Here is a 17923-nt window from a genome sequence, read left to right on the forward strand (position 1 = left end):
TCGGGTTCTTTATCCTTAGAACGAGCTTGGGAGAGCAGGGATTTGAACATAGAAGGCTTGTCATCTTTTTTGGAGGTCATTGTAAAACCTCCTTGCCCATTGCTAAGTATCCTGACCATCCATCTTTTGCACGAGCATCGGGATAATCTTTGATCGTCGTCCCCAGTAGCGGCGCTCGCTCAAAAGCAACCAATCTTTTAATTTCTGCCTTAAATACAGGCAGTCCCAATTCTTCCAAAGATTTTCTAGCATCTCGTGCTGCTGTACTTCGCGGTGGAACCTGCGTGAGCAGGATTTTAAACGTAGCACCCATTTGCTTTAACACATCTACTGTCTGTGCCAGGGCATCTAAATCTAATGCTCGTGGAGTTGTCGGCAATACAAGCAGGTCGCATCCATCGGCTAATTCTTCAAAATCTTTCGGAGATGGTCGAGCCTGGGTGTCGATAACAATGTGGGTATAGTCTTTGATGTATTTCGGTGCCGCTGTTTCCGAAACAACCTTGAAAGAAAGCTTCTCTGGTTTCGCCCAGGTTAGTGCTGAGCGATTTTTATCTGCATCAATGAGTAGAGTAGGTGCTTTCTTTTGGAGGTAAGCTGCCAGATGAATAGCAGTAGTGGTTTTTGAGCAGCCACCCTTTAGGGATGCGATCGCAATAATCATGGTGTTTTCAAGAGTGCTTCCACAAGCTTACCTGAAACGATAGCTCACTGAAATACCAGTATTTTGCGTATGCAAAATTACACAATGCTATTTATACAAATTCATGCGACGCCTGTAATACGTTGCTTTCGAGATCCCGAAGGAGTGACAAATTTCTTCAATTATTTCGGGGCTGTCATCAGCCAACTTGATCGCGGTGAGAATTTTCTTGTCAGAGTGCTGTTCTTTTCTACCACTCTTTCGACCTCTAGCTCTGGCAGTAGCTAATCCTGCAAAAGTTCTTTCTTTGATAATCTGCCGTTCAAATTCCGCGAAGCGCAAGCGCGACGACCAGTCGTTCGCGCCAAAGATGCTACTCACGGGCGTAACCCTGCTAATTTTGAGTTTCAACCCCATCGCAAAGAGCGCGATCGCTTTCGCCCACATTCGGGTTCGTCTTTAGATAATCCCGTACCTGACGGCAACCTCGCTCTAAAAGCTCATCAAGATTCAAACTCCAAAGTGAAGGTTGTCTCTTACCAAAGTATTCATTCCAGACCAAAATCTTCTGTCCATCAGAGCTGAAGCTGATGTTTTGGCCTTCCAATCCCGAGCTAAAGCTTTTCAGCAATGTCCCGTCATGGCTCCAGATTTTTACTTCATCGTTATCATCAGCCGAGGCAAGCATCTGAATCTGACTATTTGGGTTGAAACTGACATTTTTGATACTAGCGCTGTGTCCTTGCAAAGCTCGATAATTGTTATTATCAATATTCCAAAGGATAATAGTGCCGTCATCACTACCTGAAGCAATTATTTTGCTATCGGGGCTGAAAATTACATCCCGAACGTCACTTTTATGTCCTTCCAGTGGTTTTAGAAGCGTGCCGTTTTGGTTCCAAATCCTCACAATTTTATCGCTGCTGGCAGAGACAATAAACTGACCGTCAGGGCTAAACCGAACGCGATTAACTTTATCTGCATGCTCTGGCAAAACCTTTAGTTGAGTGCCGTCAAGCCTCCAAAGTCTCACCGTTTTGTCATCGCTGGCGGAGGCAATAAGCTGACCTTTGGGACTAAAGCTGACACTATTAATGATATCTTGATGGCCTTTCAATAGGGCAATTATCTCCCCCTTGCTGTTCCAGAGTTTCACCACATCTTCAACACCGGAAATGGCAACTGTCTTACCGTTAGCACCAAAGCTGACACGCTCAACCCGATTGCCATGTCCATTAAGAGTTTGAATCAGCGTGCCGTCAGTGCGCCAAAGTTTTACGATTTTATCTTTATCCACAGTTGCAAGCGTTTGACCATTTGAGCTGAAACTTACCAAAGTAATTTTGCTCTGATGTCCCTTAAGAATTTGAATCAGCGTGCCATTACTGCTCCGAAGAGCTACCTGATGATTCTTATTAACAGAGGCAATAAACTGACCGTTAGGGCTAACACTGATTTCAGGAGCTTCATCTTCTTCATTTTTTATCGTTGTAATCAGCTTACCTTCTCGGCTCCAAAGACTGATACTATCTTTACTAATTAAAGCAATAGTCTGACTGTCAGGGCTGAAACTAATCTTAAGCTTTTGATCACCCTGTCCTGTAAGAGTTCCAATCAGCTTGCCGTCACTACTCCATAATTTCGCTGTACCCCAATTGGCAGTGACGAGCAGCTTGCTGTCAGGGCTGAAACTGACATCAGTTCTATAGAATTCTTCCTCTAGTGTTTTAATCGGCGTGCCGTTCCGTTTCCAAAGTTTTACCTTGTTATCATCACTAGCCGCAGCAATTATTTGACTATCGGGGCTGAAACTTACGCTATTCACCTGCCCGTCATCCTTCTTGAGGGTTTGAATCACTTTTCCATCTCGACCCCAGAGTTTCACATCGTTGTAATCGCTGGGAACAAATAGCATTTGGCTGTCGGGACTGAATGTTACCTCCCTATTTAAGAAATCTCCGAATCGATCTACTCCATCGTCGTACTCCTCACTAGCTTGAATCAGCTTGCCCTTACGATCCCACAACTTCACTGTGTTATCCCAACTTACAGTAGCTATGAGCTGACTATCATCGCTAAAAATTACCTCCGTAATGCGCTCTTTATGACCTCGCAGTGTGTTAATTAACTTACCATCACGATTCCACAGCTTTACCGTATTGTCTCGACTAACAGTGCCAATAAGCTGGTTACTAGGGCTAAAAACTACCTTAGTAATACGATTTTTATGACCTCGCAGTGTTTTAATTAACTTGCCGTCAGCTCTCCACAGATGTGCTGTATTATCCGAATTGACGACAACAATTAGCTGGCTGTCAGGGCTGAAATCGTGAGATAAAGCATTCCCACCAAAGGTCTTGACGGGAGTTCCATTACGATTCCAAACTTTGACGGTTGCATCAGTAGCAGTTGAAGCAATAATCTGACCATAGTGACTGAAACTTACGCTATCAATATCATCTAAGACCTTAATAGACCTGGCTAGAGTACCGTTGAGATTCCAGAATTTCAATGTGTCGTTATCAACCGATACTGGAGAATTGCTAGGGCTAAATCCTACAATCCTGCTTCTACCCCTATCATCCTCTTGAACTTTAAAATTCTCCGTTTGAAGGCTTATAAGTGTCACTACATTGTCCTTACTAGCTAAGGCAATAATTTTCCCGTCGGGGCTGAAGTCACCACCCGTAGGAATAGGCAACTGTAGGTTTTCCAATAGTTTAAATTTACTACCTTCAATTTTCCAGAGTCTCCCCTGACCATGCCTGTCAACGACTAGCACCTTATCATCAGGACTGAAAATGGTGAAAACAGGTGTACTCCAGGAAATATTGTTAGTGGTTTTGAGCAAAGTACCATCAAGACTCCACATTTTAAGGGTGCTATTGCTACTTACCGCGAGCAACGCTTTGCCATCCGAGCTAAAGGCGAGGCTAAGGACACTAACGGGATTCTTGATAGTTTTAGATTTCTTGCTCTGTAGGTTCCATAGTTTAATGGTGCCATCCTCGCTAGCCGAAGCAATTGCTTGACCATCTGGACTAAAACGCACGACTGTAACCTTAGATTCATGCTCTTTAAGAGCTGCAATTGGAGTATTATCGCCATCAATCCTCCAAAGCCTTACGGTTTTATCCTCGCTAGCCGAAGCAACAATCTGACCGTTAGGGCTAAAGCTAAGGTCTCTCACCCAATCAGTATTTCCTCTTAACGTTTTTATCTGTGTACCATCAAGATTCCAGAGGATAATGTTTTTATCCTTACTACCAGAGGCGATGATTTCCCCATCGGGACTAAAAGCAACGCTAGTAACACCATCGCTATGCCCCCGTTGTAAGGTCTTAAACTCTTTACCATCACGACTCCAAAGTTTCACAGTTTTATCATTACTGGCAGTAGCAATTAGTTCGCCATTGTGGCTAAAATTAATATCTGTAATGGTATCAGTATGTCCTTCTAAGCGATTGCGCTCTCTTACGCCATAAATCACCTCTTGCAATCTGGACTCCACTTGATTGCGGGTATTCTCTTCCACTCCAAATTTGTGCTTCAGTTTTTTCCCAGCTTTTATACCTCCTACCAACGCCTCTAACTGTTTGTCTGAAGCAAAAAGAGATTCTGATGCGGCGCTAATTTCCTTCAATTCTGCATTAGCCTCACCAATTTTCGCTTGGACTCCGAATATACCTGCCATGACAGCAAGAACTGCCATTAGGATTCCACCTGTGAGGGCTAGTTTTAATTGTTGTTTCAGGACTCGATTTAACTCAGCTTCACTACGTTTTCTCTGCTCTCTTTCTTGTTCCAACTCTTCAATAAGTTCGTTATTTTTTTGCTGACGAACAAAAGCAGCTAGATAATCATGAACCAGTTGATAAAGATTTTCTGGAAAACTTGGTAACAGCAATACTAGCCCAGATTTTACAAAAATTTCTAAGACTAAATCGAGGTTACTGGTGTCTGTTATTAATTCTTTTAAACTGTTTTTTAAATCGTCTTGAGTTCTGAGAGGACGAGTGCTATTTTCATCGGTTAATAGCCACAATACGAGTTCGGCAAGCTGCTGGTTTTCCGAACCACAATCTTTAATGACTTCTTCTAAAAATCTCTCTACCAGCGCGGATTTTGGGCCTTGTTTTTGATATTGAACTAGCGTAGTAATATTCTCAGCTTGTAATTGTGCACCCACAATTTGCAACTCGACTGGACGCACTTCGTTAATTCCTCCTGCTAAATCTTTGACAAGTTCATCGATTAAAGCGGGTTCTAGATAAAACTGAGTTTTTTCCGTTAAATTTTTAATGACTAGCTTAGCTTCATTAGGCGTAAAGTTACCTAAATGAAAAAGAATATTTTTGTCGAGAATATTATTGTTAATAACCTCTAATGTTATAAACCGAGTACACTCTAATAAATAATGTAAGTAATCTTCCCGTAGTGACAGAATGATTTTCACATAGGGAATATCTAAGCATTCGCGCAGAAAATTATAAAATTTCTTTCTTTGCTGAGGAGATTTGCAAGTAAAGAAAAACTCTTCAAATTGGTCGAAAATTAAAATAGTTAACAGATTATAATCAGAATTTTTGCGTAACTGAGTGAGAATAGCTTCTGTTGAATCCAAGGTGACAAAGGTAAGCCCAAGTTCTGACTTATCGTTTTCTATCTCTCCGCGTTTCAAAACAATTGGGAAAAATCGTCTTTGAATTTTTACAAGTTCTTTAGCCAAGCCCTTGCCGAGTTCTTCAGTCCAATCTGCATAAACCTGCTGCAAAACCGTGAGGACATTACGGGCATTAATCGGTGTCTGTTTCAAAGCTGGGATTAATCCAGCCTGCTCAATTGAACTTTTACCAACCCCTGATTCCCCGTGAATGACTGTCAGTTTACAATCATCTCGTCCAATCCGCTCAAGCAAACGTTCGACGCTATGCAAGCGTCCTGAAGAGGCGATTTCCTGAGCTACTTCGCTTTCCGGTTCAGCCGATAGTAACGCTGGGTTAGTAACCTGCTGTTTCGGCTGCAACCTCCCTGCACCGATAAACGCCCGTAAACCAAATTGACTTTCAATTGCTTGTCGCTCTTGCTTAATATGAAATGCAGTAAGATATTCTTTTTGTTGGAAGTAGCTGTCTCGCAGGGCTTTTAGAATCAGGATGTAAAGCTCTGGATCGTAATGGGGTTTGGTTGTGTCCCTGGCAGTTTCTAAAGTGGTGATTGCTTCTTTGACTTGACCAAGGTACCCTTGTGCTTTCGCTAACGAGAATAAATACCATCCTTGATGAAAAGAAAGTTCCCAATCTAATAAAACGGTTTGCTCTGGTGACGGATGCGAGATAGCTGCTGCATTAGTTAGGAGAAAAATAGCTTGTTGAGCAGCTTGTTTTGCCTCAATCCATAACGATTTAGACAATGCTACTTCAGCCAGAAAGCCATAATCTCGTGCTTGTCTGAATGGATCAGAATAGGCTTGATGGAGAGCTAAGGCTTTTTTTGCTACTGCCTCTAGTTCGTTCCAACGTTTCAGCCGATGTAGCACCTCTGCCAGGAAATTGATAAATTTAGCGGCTAAATCGGGACGGTTGGCTTGCTCAAAAACCTCAATCGACTGCTGAAAATAGTCTTTGGCGCGAGCATACGCTTGCTGTTCCTCCACTCGATGTCGTACTGCATAGCTACGCCACCATAGCCCAAGATAGTACAGTAAAACTCCACAACCCTCTAGGTTATGAGTTTGCTGCCACAGAGCCAAACTCCGCTCGTAATGCTGCCGAGACTCTACCTGGGAGTTATCGGCTACTCGACCCAAGACAAATTCTAAACCCGCTTCCGACTCCGCGTCTAACTTTACCCCCCGATTTTGCATTTCTTGGCGAGTTGACTTCAGTTCAGCGCATTGCACCGAACCTTTTTCTAGGTCAAGAGCCGCATTATCTAAAAATACGTTTTCGTGAGAGTTTAAAACTTTAGCAAAGACTTCATTAACAGTTTGCCGAATGAATTCAATTAACTCATCCGTCGTCATTTGAAACTCCGCTGCCGTCGCCCAACTGTGGAAATCTGGAATTAACCGAATCAGCTTTTGCATTATCTCATCTGTTACCCACAGCACTAGAGGGAATACAAACTTGCGAAACTCCTCTCGAATTTGATTGGTTGCTGTCAGAACTTGGTCGAGGTCGCGCACGGACTCCAAACCAAATATCATTAGTGCATCAGGCTGTTCTCCACCGAGTTCTTCTGCAAGCCTGGTATAGAGGGTTTGAACAGACGGCTCTAAGACCAGTTCACGTACCTCAACTGGACATTGCTCCCGCAACTGCTGCACGATTTGCTCCCGCAACGTCCTGTAGTTGCAAACTGCCAAGATTAAAGAAAACTCCCCTTGAAACTGAGTAATGCCCCGAATTAGAGTTTTTAGAGAGTCTTTATTGATCTGCATTATGTCTGCCTGATTTAGGTCACTCATGACTGCAACTCCTTTGCCTCTGCTAAAACCGGGTTGATATCAAACCAACCCTCCTCAGCATCGCGATACTCAAAGACAAACAAACTTCGCAGCAGGGTTTGGTACTCCTCCTCGCCTCTGACAGTTTTTTGTTGTGCTACCTGCGCGAGCAGTTTCCACTCTTCTGGCGTGATGGCTTTGCTTAGTTCGTTGCGACGCTGGCTGATTACCCGCTCTACTAGGTCACGCGACCAAGGCGGATCGTCTTTTTTCAGGCAGCTATTCAGCAACACCAGCAAGTTCCGCACATGACCACCACTGACCTGGCACAGGCGATTTAATGTTTCTGGTGCGTCAAACACTTCTGAAATTAAGCTAAGCCGTTGCTCTGGCTCTAGACCAGGGAAGGCTCTTGCCAGTACCATTTGCCGCAGCAAAGCAATGCCCTCTTCGCACGGACTGCCGTCTCGTTCCTGTACCCGCACCATCGGCAACAGTTGAGGGTCTGACCCAAAGCGATTGGTCAGATTTTCTTTGTCGTTGGAGAACGCTAAAACCAAAGGGACGGTATAGACAAGGTGGCACTTGAGCTTGTTGAGTTGTTCTCCTCGGTCTACAAAAAGGTACTCAGGTTGGGTTCGCCCTGACGGCCTTTGCCTGTTATCAATCCGGTCGAGATTGTCAATAATTACGACCAGTCCTGCTTTTCCTTGCTGCTTGAGCTGCTGTTGTGCAGGTTCGATCAGCTCCTGATTAATGGCTTCTAGGATATTATTAACCCGTGGTTCTAGGTGTTGTCGCAACAGGGAGCGAATATCTTTACTATCCTTAGCTTTGGTGGTAATTTCACCAATGCCCATTGCCAGCGAAAACTTTCCTGCTTCTGCATTAATTCCAACATCGCCCACGCCAGGAACTTTGGCTTTAATCCCTGTGATTTCTGAGTTTAAAAGGTTGGCAGCTCCTTGAAGTAAATTTTGGAAACGGGTTGGTTGGAGTTTAATTTGAGCTGCCTCCAAACTCTGGCTCACTTGACGGGCGATTGCCAGTACAATATCGCTGATATCCACGTCTCCCATATCTAAGTCTTGAGAAGACTCGAAGTATGCTACATGGAAGCCCTTCCGTTCTAACTCGGTTTTCAGTCGCGATAACTCGGTAGACTTACCACAACCGATGTGTCCAGTGAATAGCTGACAAGTTGGCTCGTCTTCAGAGAAGATAATGGTGCGTCCCAGTTCTTTAATTAGATTGCTGCCTCGTACTGCCGAAAAATCGATGTAATACTGCCGATCTTCAGGTTGGCTTAGATCGAGAGTTCGGCTGGGATTGGATGCTCTAAAGAATCTCCGGAAATCTAGTACCATTAAACTTCACTCATACAATTTAAGTAGTCAGACAAAACTAATTACATAATTTTTACCAAATTATCTCAGATTTTTTTCAACATCTGTAACAAAAGTCCCCTAAGTTTTGTAAGCATCCATATCAATGCGTTTTTACTTAATAAACCGCCATAAATTTTAAATCAAATTCAACTGAGGAAAATAGGAGGGCAGCCCCAAAATAGAGATGACGGCCATGTTACTGCATAACTCAATTACTGAATAATGAATTGTTTAGACTCCACCTAGTTGGACTCTGTTAGGTAGAGTCAGTGCCAGCGGCTAACAGATTCATTAGAGTTCCGTGGTTGCTGCATTTACCCAACCAAATACTGTTTTAGGTGGTCTTTAGTGGGGACACAACCGAAAGATTATTAATGGGAATTCAGCACCGAGTTAAATAAATCTGAGTTTGCTTCCCATGAACGAAACCTTGTATCTGAAAGCTGTGCAACCATCTGTGCACGGGATGAAACCTCAAGCTTACGGAACATTCGTTTTAAAGCTTGCTTGACAGAATTTTCAGTAATCCAAAGTTGATTGCCAATTTCCGCGTTGGTTTGCCCCAACGCCACCAATTGTGCAATTTCCAACTCACGAGCTGTTAAACGTTCGGCTTTGCCGTTGTGAAGGAAACCGCTGTTAAACCGTTGCTGCTGTGACTTTCCTGCAAAAATCCCTTCTGAACCCACCGTTGCAACCCAACCCGATAAGTGTAGGCAGATGGCACCTAAATCGACTAGATTTTCGCTATCAAAGGCAGGCATTGCCTTTTCACGTGTGCAGCCTACTACGCCCACGATTTGACCGTGATTGATAATAGGCCCCGCCATCACATGCCAGTGATCTGGACGAGGACAGATTAATTTCCAAGCCTTGGGGGTTGTCACTAATGCTTCATGAACCGGAGCATAGCGCTCCGCTAAATAACGCGCCACAGGATTCTGCTCGATTGAGAGTGCGACTTTCAAGATTTTCTGAAAATTGCGATCGCTTAAGGGCAGTTGGTCAAAGAAAAAAATCGCCCATCGTTTCGCTGCAAAATATTCACCAATTTTCGGTGCAATTTGCGCTCGTAGGTCGGATTTACTATAGGTTTGGCGAATCGCTGACAATAGAGGCTCTAAGGGACTTGTCATACGTGAAGGGGTAAAGGGGTCTAAAGTGTACCCGTTCGAGGTCTAGAAGCATTAAGGCGCTCAGCCTATATTAGCTTTAATCTCAATAATCGCCTGATATGACTATCAATCCAGAAATTGAGCGCGCGGATAGAAGCGGGATGCAAGTTGGCTTTTATGTGACTTCAGCCATCTTTAACCTATGCTTGATTACTCAATTATTAACAGTCGGAATCGCCTACTTTATTAGTCCTGTATGGTGGAATATTCACGTTTGGCTAGTCCGAGGATATGGCGGACTGTCATTACTATTACTAGGATGGTCATTTATCACCCCATTTTCACCTCAAATACAACGCCTTACTGCGAGTCTACCAGTGCTGCTGGGACTACAGTTTCTCAGCATTCATCTCAAGAGTCCTTTACACCTAGAGATACTACACCCTTTGATAGGATTTTCATTACTCTACGTTTCTGCAAGCCTTGTCCATCGTGTATGGCGCAGTCTATCGCTCAATCATCAGCACAATGAGCAAGCTTAAGAGATAGAGATGACACAAGAGGCAATCTTTAGTCCGTTCTTTGCAACAATGTTTTTAACACTCTTAGTCTGGGTGTATATGTACATTTGTCGGATCGGTTTCATCAAAAGCCAGAAGATCCATCCGCAAGACCTTGTTGCATCTAGCGCACCCATGCAAATCTGGCCGCGAAACGTATCCAATCCATCAGATAACCTAAAAAATCTATTCGAGATTCCGGTACTTTTCTATGCACTCGTGCTATACCTTTTCGTCACAAAACAAGTCGATGCAGTGTACGTAAACGCCGGGTGGATCTTCGTTGTGTTTCGCACATTGCATAGTGCCGTCCACTGTACATTCAATCTCGTGATGCTTCGGTTCTACCTCTACCTGTTCGCCACTCTGGCGGTTTGGTTCATTGCGATCCGTGCAGCCCTTACCCACTTTGGGGCGTAGGTATGCTTTCAAAGGGATCTCCGCAACAACGCCTTAAAGATATCCCGTGCCGGTTCGCAGCCTGACACCAGTCAGGCTTAGTATGACGGTGGTAGTAGGTGGTACGACTAATTGCTAACTGTTTACAGATGTTCGCATTTATGTCGGGTGAGGAATCAGCCAATTTAACGGCAGTGACGATCTTCTTAAAGTTGTGCTGCTCTTTCCTGGCACCTCTCCTACCTCTAGCTATGATATTTGCTAATCCGGCAATATCCAATTTTCATTAAAAATGTCTCACAACTCATCTATTAATTATCTCATAAGACATAGATAAAAAGACGGGTTATGAGACCCGGGGCAGGTAGATTTGAGGCGTGTTGCGTCAGATCAAAAAATCTGTCTCATAAACGGTTGTTTGTGATACACAATACGATATCGGAAGATATTGAAGCTGGCGATGCTTGAGAATTTAACAGATAAAGTGCAAATCACTATCTAAGCCTGCTGCCAAAAACTTAAGCACTAACAGCCATTGCACTTACCCCATGCGAAATTAAAAGCCCTAATGTTATTCTTATTGTTATAGGGGACTCACCAGTATATACATTATTAAACCAGTAAATATATTTACAATCATGAAAGAATTAATAGAAAATGTAAAACAAACGATAACGCAAAAAAAAATACTTTGGGCTTATCCAATTGCAAACAGACTACAAAACTATCACTATAGTTTAGCAATCAAATGGGCAGTAGAATGTATACAAATATATTCATTTGAGATTAAATCGGACAAACTCTCCCAGCTCAATAAATACGTTCAGCAAGCAATGGATGAGCAACATCTTTTAACTCCTTCGCAGTGTTTTGAGATTAGTCAAGAAATATGGTATCTCCCTGAGAGGGAAGAAATTCAAACTGCCATAGCTCGACTGTGGGGTTCTATCGCATCTTTTAAAGAAGGAGAAGAGCATGGTGGAATAATGGAAGCCATATCGGCTGTTGAATTAGTATTACCCAATATATCTGATCGTCATCTATTGGATAGATATCTAGAAGCTGCTGTAAAAATTTGTGAAGAATACGAATCACAAAACTAGGCGTGTGAGCAGTTGTCAGAAAACAAATTATTTGTCGCTACTAACACATTAGCGTCGTTCATCCAAAAAACTTTAAAATCCTTTAAAACAAAGAATTTGAGCCAAGTAACACTTTGGTAGAGATTCCTAATTAAAGCCGTAATTGTCTTAACCCAGCTTTTCTTTATCCAAATAGATAGAGGGTTTGATAGCGATAGAAATGCTCAACAACAACGATTCGTTAAGACGACGAATAACCTGTTATTGGACAAGAATCCGTTGTGGCTTTGGATTTTTCTCGGCTGAAGTTAACTGGTTTCTCGAAAGTAAAAGTGAAAGGCGAGTTCTCCAACTTCTTTAATAAGTCTATATCTGAACTCTAGTCCAATCTTGTCAAAAAGTTGCCTATCAAAACCTTTTACTGTCCAGCTTACAACTGAGAAACTTGTCCCAAAGTTCAAGAAAGCGATTCCATGCTTCCTTTTCTGATTTAGTTTCGTTTATAATGAAGAGATACCATCCAATTGCATTACCCATGCCAAACTGTTGCCGTAACCAATTATCAAACTCTTCCACAAGACAACAATCAAGTCGCTCTGACTTGGGAATTTTATGTTCTTCAACAGCCATTTCATAGCCAGTCAACATACACCAAAGCCCAGTAAGAGGAGCCTTCCCGAAGTACATTCCTGGTCGAACACGAACTGTTTCCAAAAACACTTCAAAAGTTGAGTGCTTGAAAAGATGAGATGTCATACCAACAATCCATCAAATATCTATAGCAGCCCTAAATGAGTTGTGCAAACAAACCCCTACAGGTAAAATAAAAATAAAAGCTAGGAAAGAGATACTTGCAGATGTTAGTGGAAGATAAAGAGAATTGGGTAGCAGAAAATTTACAGAAATTACAAGACTTTATTTCTAATACTAGAGACGTGAGGGAATGGAAAAGAGCCGAAGCGGTTAAACTAAGATTGCGGGGATTTAGTTATAGAGAAATCCAAGAAAGATTAGAAGTTTCAACAAGTTTTATTGCCCAAACCCAAAAAAAGTTTTTAATTCACGGAATTAGGGGTTTAAAGCTAGGGTATCGCGGGTCAAAAAGTTATTTAACAATTGAAGAAAAGATTGAGGTAATGTTATGGCTAACCCAGCCAAAAAACCGAAACATCTCAGAATTAGAAAGGCATCTAATTGAAACGTATGATGTTCTCTTTAAATCTCCGCAAAGTTATTATCAAATTTTAAACGAAAGCCACTTAACTTGGCAAAAAGCAAATAGAGAAAATCCTAAAAAAAAACCAGAAGTTATCGCACAAAGGAATCAAGAGATAGCTAAAATTTTAGAAAAAGCTAGGCCAGAAATAGAAGCTGGACTATTGGTGGTGTACGCCTTAGATGAGTGTCATCTGCAAGGTGATGATATATGTAACTATTTGTGGGGTAATAGTCAAGAAAGAGAAATTGTTCTCGTGTCGAATGAACGGGATAGACAAACCTATTACGGAGCCTTGAATCTGTTGAATCAAGAATTTATTGTTAGCCCGTATTCAGCGGGCAATGGGGAAAATACGGTGAAATTTGTTGAGAAATAAAAAAAAAGAAATCCCCAAAAGAAACTTTTGTTAATTTGGGACGGTGCTAGCTATCATAGAGGAGAGATTATGCAAGAGTTATTAAGCAGGGAAAATCAAGGTAAAGAGCCAGAAGATTGGTCTATAACTTGTTGTTTGTTTGCGCCATACGCCCCCGACGAAAATCCAGTATAAGCTGTTTGGCTACAGGTGAAAAGCTTTATCAGACGTTTTCATTATATCTGTAATAGCTTTAGCATCGTGAAAAAATTATTTCAATTTTTCTTTAAATTTCAGCTTTTCAACCGACCTAACTTAAAAAAATATGATGCTTTTGCACAACTCATTTAGGGCTGCTATAGTGAAAGAGGAGTGATGACCAATAGCAACAAAACACAACTTGGATACTTCGTAAATTGTAGTCTCTGGCAAGATGCTTTGGATCTTCTGAATTTTCAGATAAAGCAGAAAAAAAACAACAGACATTTTAATACTCTCAGTATGTTTTATTATGAAAGGCTTGATACAATATGTCTAAATAATGCCGCACAAGACTACTTCAATATAAAAATTTCAAGTAGCCTTTTTTATGGTTTAAAGAAAGGGTTCTCTGTTCTCTCATATGTCATACCAAAGCCAGGTCTTGGATTGAGAGATTATAAGTTCTTTACCTACCCAATGAGAACAGTGTACTATGCTGTTGGACTTTATCTACTCAAGCTGTCACAAGAATTTTTAATTGAAAACTATAAAAAAATTGGAAGTATTGATGCTTTTTACGGTGGTAACTTGAGTTATAAGTCTGAAGCACTTCAATTAAGTTCTAAAAACATTTACTATCGCAGTTTTCACGAACAGTTTAAATCAAGAATTAAAGAAGAAATCACATTGGTAAGTCTAGATAAGGTGATTTTGAAACTTGATATTGAGAATTATTTTAATGAATTGTCAATTTCTAGGCTACTTCATCTTCTAAGCCGTTTCATCAAGCCCAGCATTCAGGCAAACATGGCTTACGACATTTTTACAAGAGAACAGATTATTTGCTTGTTTCAATTTATATCCAATGGCAAATCTGGAATTCCCCAATCTGACAATAATATTATCTCTAGTTTTATTGGTTACTTGTATTTGGTTTTTGGTGATTTATTTATAGACGATATCTTGACAAAGTATAAAGATAATATTGATTCACATAGAATTATTAGATATACCGACGATATATATATCTCTATAACGTTCAATCAAAATATTAATCAAGAATCTCAAGGTTCATTTATTCAATCGATCGCTTCTCAAATTGCCGAGGTTTTGTATAGTCAGCTTGGTCTTAAGCTTAATCTAAAAACTAGGTTGTATCGCTTGTCAAAGAAAGAAGAAAAAGAGGAGCTTCTTAAGAATATACGCAAATCATCTCCTAGTGATGAGTACTTTAGTGCTATTCAAGATGAGCAGGAAGAAGAAAAGAAAAATGAACCGATTATTGAAACTCCTCAAGATAAGCTCAACAAGATATTTCGAGAGCTAAGGAAAATTAAAGAATCTAGTGTCGAGGAGTATTTTGTAAGGGGTAACTCAGCACAAGAAGAAATTCTTCAAGAGGTATTTGATAAGAGCGTAGAGCAGATACTTGATAAAGCGGAAAATAAAGAGGAGATTAAAGAGATATTCAAGAAGTTTAATTTTGATCTTGTGAAAGTTCAACCACTCGAAATACTAATTATTCTACTGAAAGACGAGACGGCAACTAATGGATTCAGAAAATTTTGTTTAGATAAAGCTATTGTTACTACGGGTGATGCTGACTTAGTCATTAAGTTCCTATGTCAAACTAATTTTAATGATTGTAATCTTCTTCATAAGCTTAGACAGAATGTTCATATGGATGACATTGTCGATATATTCCTTGATGAAAAACTTAATTGCGCTCAGCCTGGATACTATAAGTTGGCTTGTATGCAAATGAAAAAGCTGTCAGAGATGCCTGATGTACTAGAGCAAACTCGACTGCGAATTTTGAGTGAGAGGAGTACATCCTATTCAGTTGCACTTAATCACCTAGTCAATGAAATTCATGCCGTTTGTATCAAACAGGAAAAAGGGAAGAAGAATTATGATGTTAACGATGTAGTCAGATTCCTACAGTCAAAAGGTATCCGGCATGAAACATGTATAAAAATAAGAAATTTGTTTGATCGCAGAAACTCTAATAGTGTTTCTCATCCTGGTTCTGACGGGAGCCTCGCTTGGGAGGTTACAAAAGAAGAGTATCTAGATTATTATGAGCATGTCGGTCAATGTCTAGATTTTCTCCTGTAGCAGCTCTGTTCAAATAAATCGCTGAACCACAACAGACTAATAAGCTGTCTGTTGAGTTGCAAACCTTGTCTCTGTCCGGTTAGCTCAATCGTTAGACCGTTACGTTATTTGTGAGGGCATGTACATTAGCTTTGTCTGTCTGAGTTCACGTCCCAAAAGTCCTTAGAACAGCAACTTCAGTCAATAGAAGTTTATGGTGGTGGATGACGACCTAGCAATTGCTCTTCTGCCCTAATCGCTAACATTGTTGCTCGATTCAAATCAAGTGCTTGCATCGTTGCTCGACCTGTAGCTGTCAACCCGACAACTTGCACACCGTTCCAATCAAAGTGTTCTTTCCATACCTGTTGGCGAGGATTAAAAATGGAGACAACTTCACCCGTCTCCGAATCCTCCAGATTTTGCCGTGCACCCTTGCGAAGTGAGCAGGAGACACAAGCAAGAGCCAAGTTTCCAGCAATCGTCTCGCCACCTGCTACGACAGGAAGAATGTGGTCGATATGGAAAGTTGCTACTTGACCAATTTGCGATATCCCGCAATATTCACAACGGTTATCTGCTCTTTGAATGACTAATCGACGAAGGGAAGCTGGAATCGTTACCATCTATGCTTGCTTCATCACCCGTGTTGATCGCAAACGCAGTAGAGATAAAAATTCCACCAGTTCAACCAGTCCTTCTGCTTCCTGTCGTTCTGCCTGAGACAGGGTATAGCCCTTGTCCTGACGATCCAATAAAAATTGTAAGCGTGCGTGAACCGCTTGGGGAAGCTGGAATCGGGTTAGTTCGATAGGAATCTCTACGATTTCTGGCATAGAGCAGTTAGTTTAATTAGCCACTTTGCTGTAGCCTCATTGTAGGCGAAAGCATCCCAAGGGCGTATGTGTCGCAATCAAACACTGTTTTGGTGCGGACGGAAGGGATAGTGCGGTAGCAAAGTATGCCGAAGAAAGCTTATCGCTCATTCCTTCCCTTCCAACTTTTCCAGCAATGCTTGCCACACTCAATCTGCTGCTGTAACTGCTAGATGCGATCGCCTTTGGCATGAGGTAAGTATGCGATCGCCTTATTCATCCCCCTTACTCTGATTCGGCAGAATTTTCCCTTCCTCCTGAGCTTGTCTAATTGCTCTTTTAAGAATTAACACCGCCATTTGAGACAAAGAGCGCTCCTCCGCGTCTGCCAATTGTTGCAGCGCCTCCTTGTCTTCTTCATCCATATAGAGTGTCACAGTCACTTTCGCCATGTCATAAATCATAGGCGCTCCTGTGTGTTTTCCTCTTTTATAAATAGAAACACACAGAAACACATAATAGTTGTGTTATTCTGTGTGTCATTCATCCTGTCCTATTCCTACAAAGTTAAAAGCCAGCGCTCAAACCTTCCACAGTCCAGCGCTGGCTCTTAGCTCCCCAATAAAAGGAGACTCTAACAATGGTAAAACCAAGCTATCGAAGTGGCAGCCTGTGTTTGTATCAGAAAGGCTATCAGCAAGCCTTAGACGATTTTGCGATAGCGAAGCGCTGCTGCGAAGCGCAGATCGCGCCTTTTCTCACCCGCCTAAAAACCTACTCCGACGCTGACTTCGATGCAGCGTGGATGAACCATACCCAACTCGAACTCGAAAGCCTAACCGCGATCCTTATCCAAGACTTTACCGCCAACCTGAAAGGAAAAGTGATCGCTGGCTACTTGAACGCCTTGCGTCACGGCAGCACCGACATACCCCCCAGCTTAGTTCATCTGATATTTCCGCCCCCATCTATTGACCTGCCTGCCAACTTCCCCAATGTTCAGACCCCTCGCTACTTGTACGGCGACAAACTGCGCTGGATTCCTGACAGGGATAAGACAGACTGGGGTGTTGCAATTGGAAGATTTTACAGCTTTGCTACCCACCACTGCGCTTGGACGTGGTGCTACCTGATCTGGCTCGATCAACTCTCCCCCAGCGCCGCTATTACAGTTGCCGATATCGCCTGGGAAAACGACCTCGAACCCTTGGAGGACGCTGCATGAAACCCCGTCCTCTCACCGAACAAGAGCAAACCCTAATCGACCTCTACGGATACTGCCAGCTGGGAATGACACCGCAGCAATTCTACGCCAAATGGCAGGTGAATCACGAAGCGATCGCCTTCATCTGTTCTCGTTCCATGTCTACCGTTCGACGCTGGTTTAGAAGGGGTAAAAACTACCGCCGTCCGCAACCTGCCGATTTACGCCATCTCGCCTTGATGGACTTCCTATTGGAGCATGATCAGGACATTCCCGAACAACTCTTAAAGGCGCTGTGCTGTCTTAAGGGCAACCCTTAAGAATCCCATCACCCAATGTAAATATCCATTTGAAGTGATCTCGCTAGCCATCCTATAAGTAGGGTGGCTTTAGTTGT

The 17923-nt window shown here is 42.1% G+C and carries 15 protein-coding genes and 1 pseudogene; 7 read left to right on the plus strand and 9 right to left on the minus strand.

What is annotated here, in order from left to right; all coding sequences use genetic code 11:
* Window positions 1-76 precede the first annotated feature (76 nt).
* The 5 genes from H6F74_RS24945 to H6F74_RS24965 all read right to left on the minus strand — a co-directional run bounded on the left by H6F74_RS24945 (window position 77) and on the right by H6F74_RS24965 (window position 9615).
* Window positions 77-664 (minus strand): ParA family protein, encoded by a 588-nt coding sequence (locus H6F74_RS24945; protein ID WP_190444835.1) that lies wholly within the window; start codon window positions 662-664, stop codon window positions 77-79.
* 87 nt (window positions 665-751) lie between these two features.
* Window positions 752-1024 (minus strand): recombinase family protein, encoded by a 273-nt coding sequence (locus tag H6F74_RS30735; protein WP_190444836.1) that lies wholly within the window; start codon window positions 1022-1024, stop codon window positions 752-754.
* 13 nt (window positions 1025-1037) lie between these two features.
* Window positions 1038-7112: a hypothetical protein gene (locus H6F74_RS24955; RefSeq protein WP_190444837.1), complete on the minus strand. Its 6075-nt coding sequence runs from the start codon at window positions 7110-7112 to the stop codon at window positions 1038-1040.
* Complete coding sequence (locus H6F74_RS24960; protein ID WP_190444838.1) at window positions 7109-8458, minus strand: P-loop NTPase fold protein; 1350 nt, start codon at window positions 8456-8458, stop codon at window positions 7109-7111. The genes H6F74_RS24955 and H6F74_RS24960 overlap by 4 nt, the downstream gene beginning before the upstream one ends.
* A gap of 392 nt (window positions 8459-8850) precedes the next feature.
* Window positions 8851-9615, minus strand: a complete 765-nt coding sequence (locus tag H6F74_RS24965; RefSeq protein ID WP_190444839.1) for a LuxR C-terminal-related transcriptional regulator — start codon at window positions 9613-9615, stop codon at window positions 8851-8853.
* 98 nt (window positions 9616-9713) lie between these two features.
* Here H6F74_RS24965 and H6F74_RS24970 point away from each other — a divergent pair, with 98 nt between their 5' ends.
* The 3 genes from H6F74_RS24970 to H6F74_RS24980 all read left to right on the plus strand — a co-directional run bounded on the left by H6F74_RS24970 (window position 9714) and on the right by H6F74_RS24980 (window position 11656).
* Window positions 9714-10136, plus strand: coding sequence for a DUF6220 domain-containing protein (locus tag H6F74_RS24970; RefSeq protein ID WP_190444840.1), 423 nt, complete (start codon window positions 9714-9716; stop codon window positions 10134-10136).
* Between the two features lie 78 nt (window positions 10137-10214).
* A complete protein-coding gene (locus tag H6F74_RS24975; protein WP_242022451.1) occupies window positions 10215-10574 on the plus strand; it encodes an MAPEG family protein in 360 nt (119 codons plus the stop codon).
* Window positions 10575-11191: 617 nt separating this feature from the next.
* Window positions 11192-11656 (plus strand): hypothetical protein, encoded by a 465-nt coding sequence (locus H6F74_RS24980; protein ID WP_190444842.1) that lies wholly within the window; start codon window positions 11192-11194, stop codon window positions 11654-11656.
* A 387-nt stretch (window positions 11657-12043) separates the two neighbouring features.
* On the opposite strand, the gene H6F74_RS24985 is transcribed toward H6F74_RS24980, so the two are convergent.
* Window positions 12044-12391 (minus strand): hypothetical protein, encoded by a 348-nt coding sequence (locus H6F74_RS24985; protein ID WP_190444843.1) that lies wholly within the window; start codon window positions 12389-12391, stop codon window positions 12044-12046.
* Between the two features lie 101 nt (window positions 12392-12492).
* On the opposite strand from H6F74_RS24985, the pseudogene H6F74_RS24990 reads away from it, so the two are divergent.
* Together H6F74_RS24990 and H6F74_RS24995 are read left to right on the plus strand one after the other, a co-directional pair.
* Window positions 12493-13560: pseudogene (locus H6F74_RS24990) on the plus strand (IS630 family transposase).
* Between the two features lie 24 nt (window positions 13561-13584).
* Window positions 13585-15528 (plus strand): AbiA family abortive infection protein, encoded by a 1944-nt coding sequence (locus tag H6F74_RS24995; RefSeq protein ID WP_190444844.1) that lies wholly within the window; start codon window positions 13585-13587, stop codon window positions 15526-15528.
* Window positions 15529-15719: 191 nt separating this feature from the next.
* On the opposite strand, the gene H6F74_RS25000 is transcribed toward H6F74_RS24995, so the two are convergent.
* From H6F74_RS25000 to H6F74_RS25010, 3 genes are all read right to left on the minus strand, one after another.
* A complete protein-coding gene (locus H6F74_RS25000) occupies window positions 15720-16133 on the minus strand; it encodes an HNH endonuclease signature motif containing protein (protein WP_190444845.1) in 414 nt (137 codons plus the stop codon).
* Complete coding sequence (locus H6F74_RS25005; RefSeq protein ID WP_190444846.1) at window positions 16134-16343, minus strand: hypothetical protein; 210 nt, start codon at window positions 16341-16343, stop codon at window positions 16134-16136. It abuts the gene before it with no gap.
* Between the two features lie 251 nt (window positions 16344-16594).
* Window positions 16595-16786 carry a ribbon-helix-helix protein, CopG family gene (locus tag H6F74_RS25010; protein ID WP_199301613.1) on the minus strand — a complete coding sequence of 64 codons (192 nt, stop codon included), beginning with the start codon at window positions 16784-16786 and terminating at the stop codon, window positions 16595-16597.
* Between the two features lie 176 nt (window positions 16787-16962).
* Here H6F74_RS25010 and H6F74_RS30220 point away from each other — a divergent pair, with 176 nt between their 5' ends.
* Window positions 16963-17547: a hypothetical protein gene (locus H6F74_RS30220; RefSeq protein ID WP_190444847.1), complete on the plus strand. Its 585-nt coding sequence runs from the start codon at window positions 16963-16965 to the stop codon at window positions 17545-17547.
* Window positions 17544-17846, plus strand: a complete 303-nt coding sequence (locus H6F74_RS25020; protein WP_190444848.1) for a helix-turn-helix domain-containing protein — start codon at window positions 17544-17546, stop codon at window positions 17844-17846. Before H6F74_RS30220 ends, H6F74_RS25020 begins: the two co-directional genes overlap by 4 nt.
* Window positions 17847-17923: the final 77 nt, after the last annotated feature.

Source organism: Trichocoleus sp. FACHB-90 (assembly GCF_014695505.1).
GTDB lineage: Bacteria > Cyanobacteriota > Cyanobacteriia > Cyanobacteriales > FACHB-T130 > Funiculus > Funiculus sociatus.

Excerpts from the sequence above, each read along its gene's own strand:
- H6F74_RS24975 (WP_242022451.1), top strand. The coding sequence starts at position 10,215 with ATGTACATTTGTCGGATCGGTTTCATCAAAAGCCAGAAGATCCATCCG.
- H6F74_RS24960 (WP_190444838.1), bottom strand. The coding sequence starts at position 8,458 with ATGGTACTAGATTTCCGGAGATTCTTTAGAGCATCCAATCCCAGCCGA.
- H6F74_RS24945 (WP_190444835.1), bottom strand. The coding sequence starts at position 664 with ATGATTATTGCGATCGCATCCCTAAAGGGTGGCTGCTCAAAAACCACT.
- H6F74_RS24970 (WP_190444840.1), top strand. The coding sequence starts at position 9,714 with ATGACTATCAATCCAGAAATTGAGCGCGCGGATAGAAGCGGGATGCAA.
- H6F74_RS30220 (WP_190444847.1), top strand. The coding sequence starts at position 16,963 with ATGGTAAAACCAAGCTATCGAAGTGGCAGCCTGTGTTTGTATCAGAAA.
- H6F74_RS24965 (WP_190444839.1), bottom strand. The coding sequence starts at position 9,615 with ATGACAAGTCCCTTAGAGCCTCTATTGTCAGCGATTCGCCAAACCTAT.
- H6F74_RS25010 (WP_199301613.1), bottom strand. The coding sequence starts at position 16,786 with ATGATTTATGACATGGCGAAAGTGACTGTGACACTCTATATGGATGAA.
- H6F74_RS24980 (WP_190444842.1), top strand. The coding sequence starts at position 11,192 with ATGAAAGAATTAATAGAAAATGTAAAACAAACGATAACGCAAAAAAAA.
- H6F74_RS24955 (WP_190444837.1), bottom strand. The coding sequence starts at position 7,112 with ATGAGTGACCTAAATCAGGCAGACATAATGCAGATCAATAAAGACTCT.
- H6F74_RS25000 (WP_190444845.1), bottom strand. The coding sequence starts at position 16,133 with ATGGTAACGATTCCAGCTTCCCTTCGTCGATTAGTCATTCAAAGAGCA.
- H6F74_RS24995 (WP_190444844.1), top strand. The coding sequence starts at position 13,585 with ATGACCAATAGCAACAAAACACAACTTGGATACTTCGTAAATTGTAGT.
- H6F74_RS24985 (WP_190444843.1), bottom strand. The coding sequence starts at position 12,391 with ATGACATCTCATCTTTTCAAGCACTCAACTTTTGAAGTGTTTTTGGAA.
- H6F74_RS25005 (WP_190444846.1), bottom strand. The coding sequence starts at position 16,343 with ATGCCAGAAATCGTAGAGATTCCTATCGAACTAACCCGATTCCAGCTT.
- H6F74_RS25020 (WP_190444848.1), top strand. The coding sequence starts at position 17,544 with ATGAAACCCCGTCCTCTCACCGAACAAGAGCAAACCCTAATCGACCTC.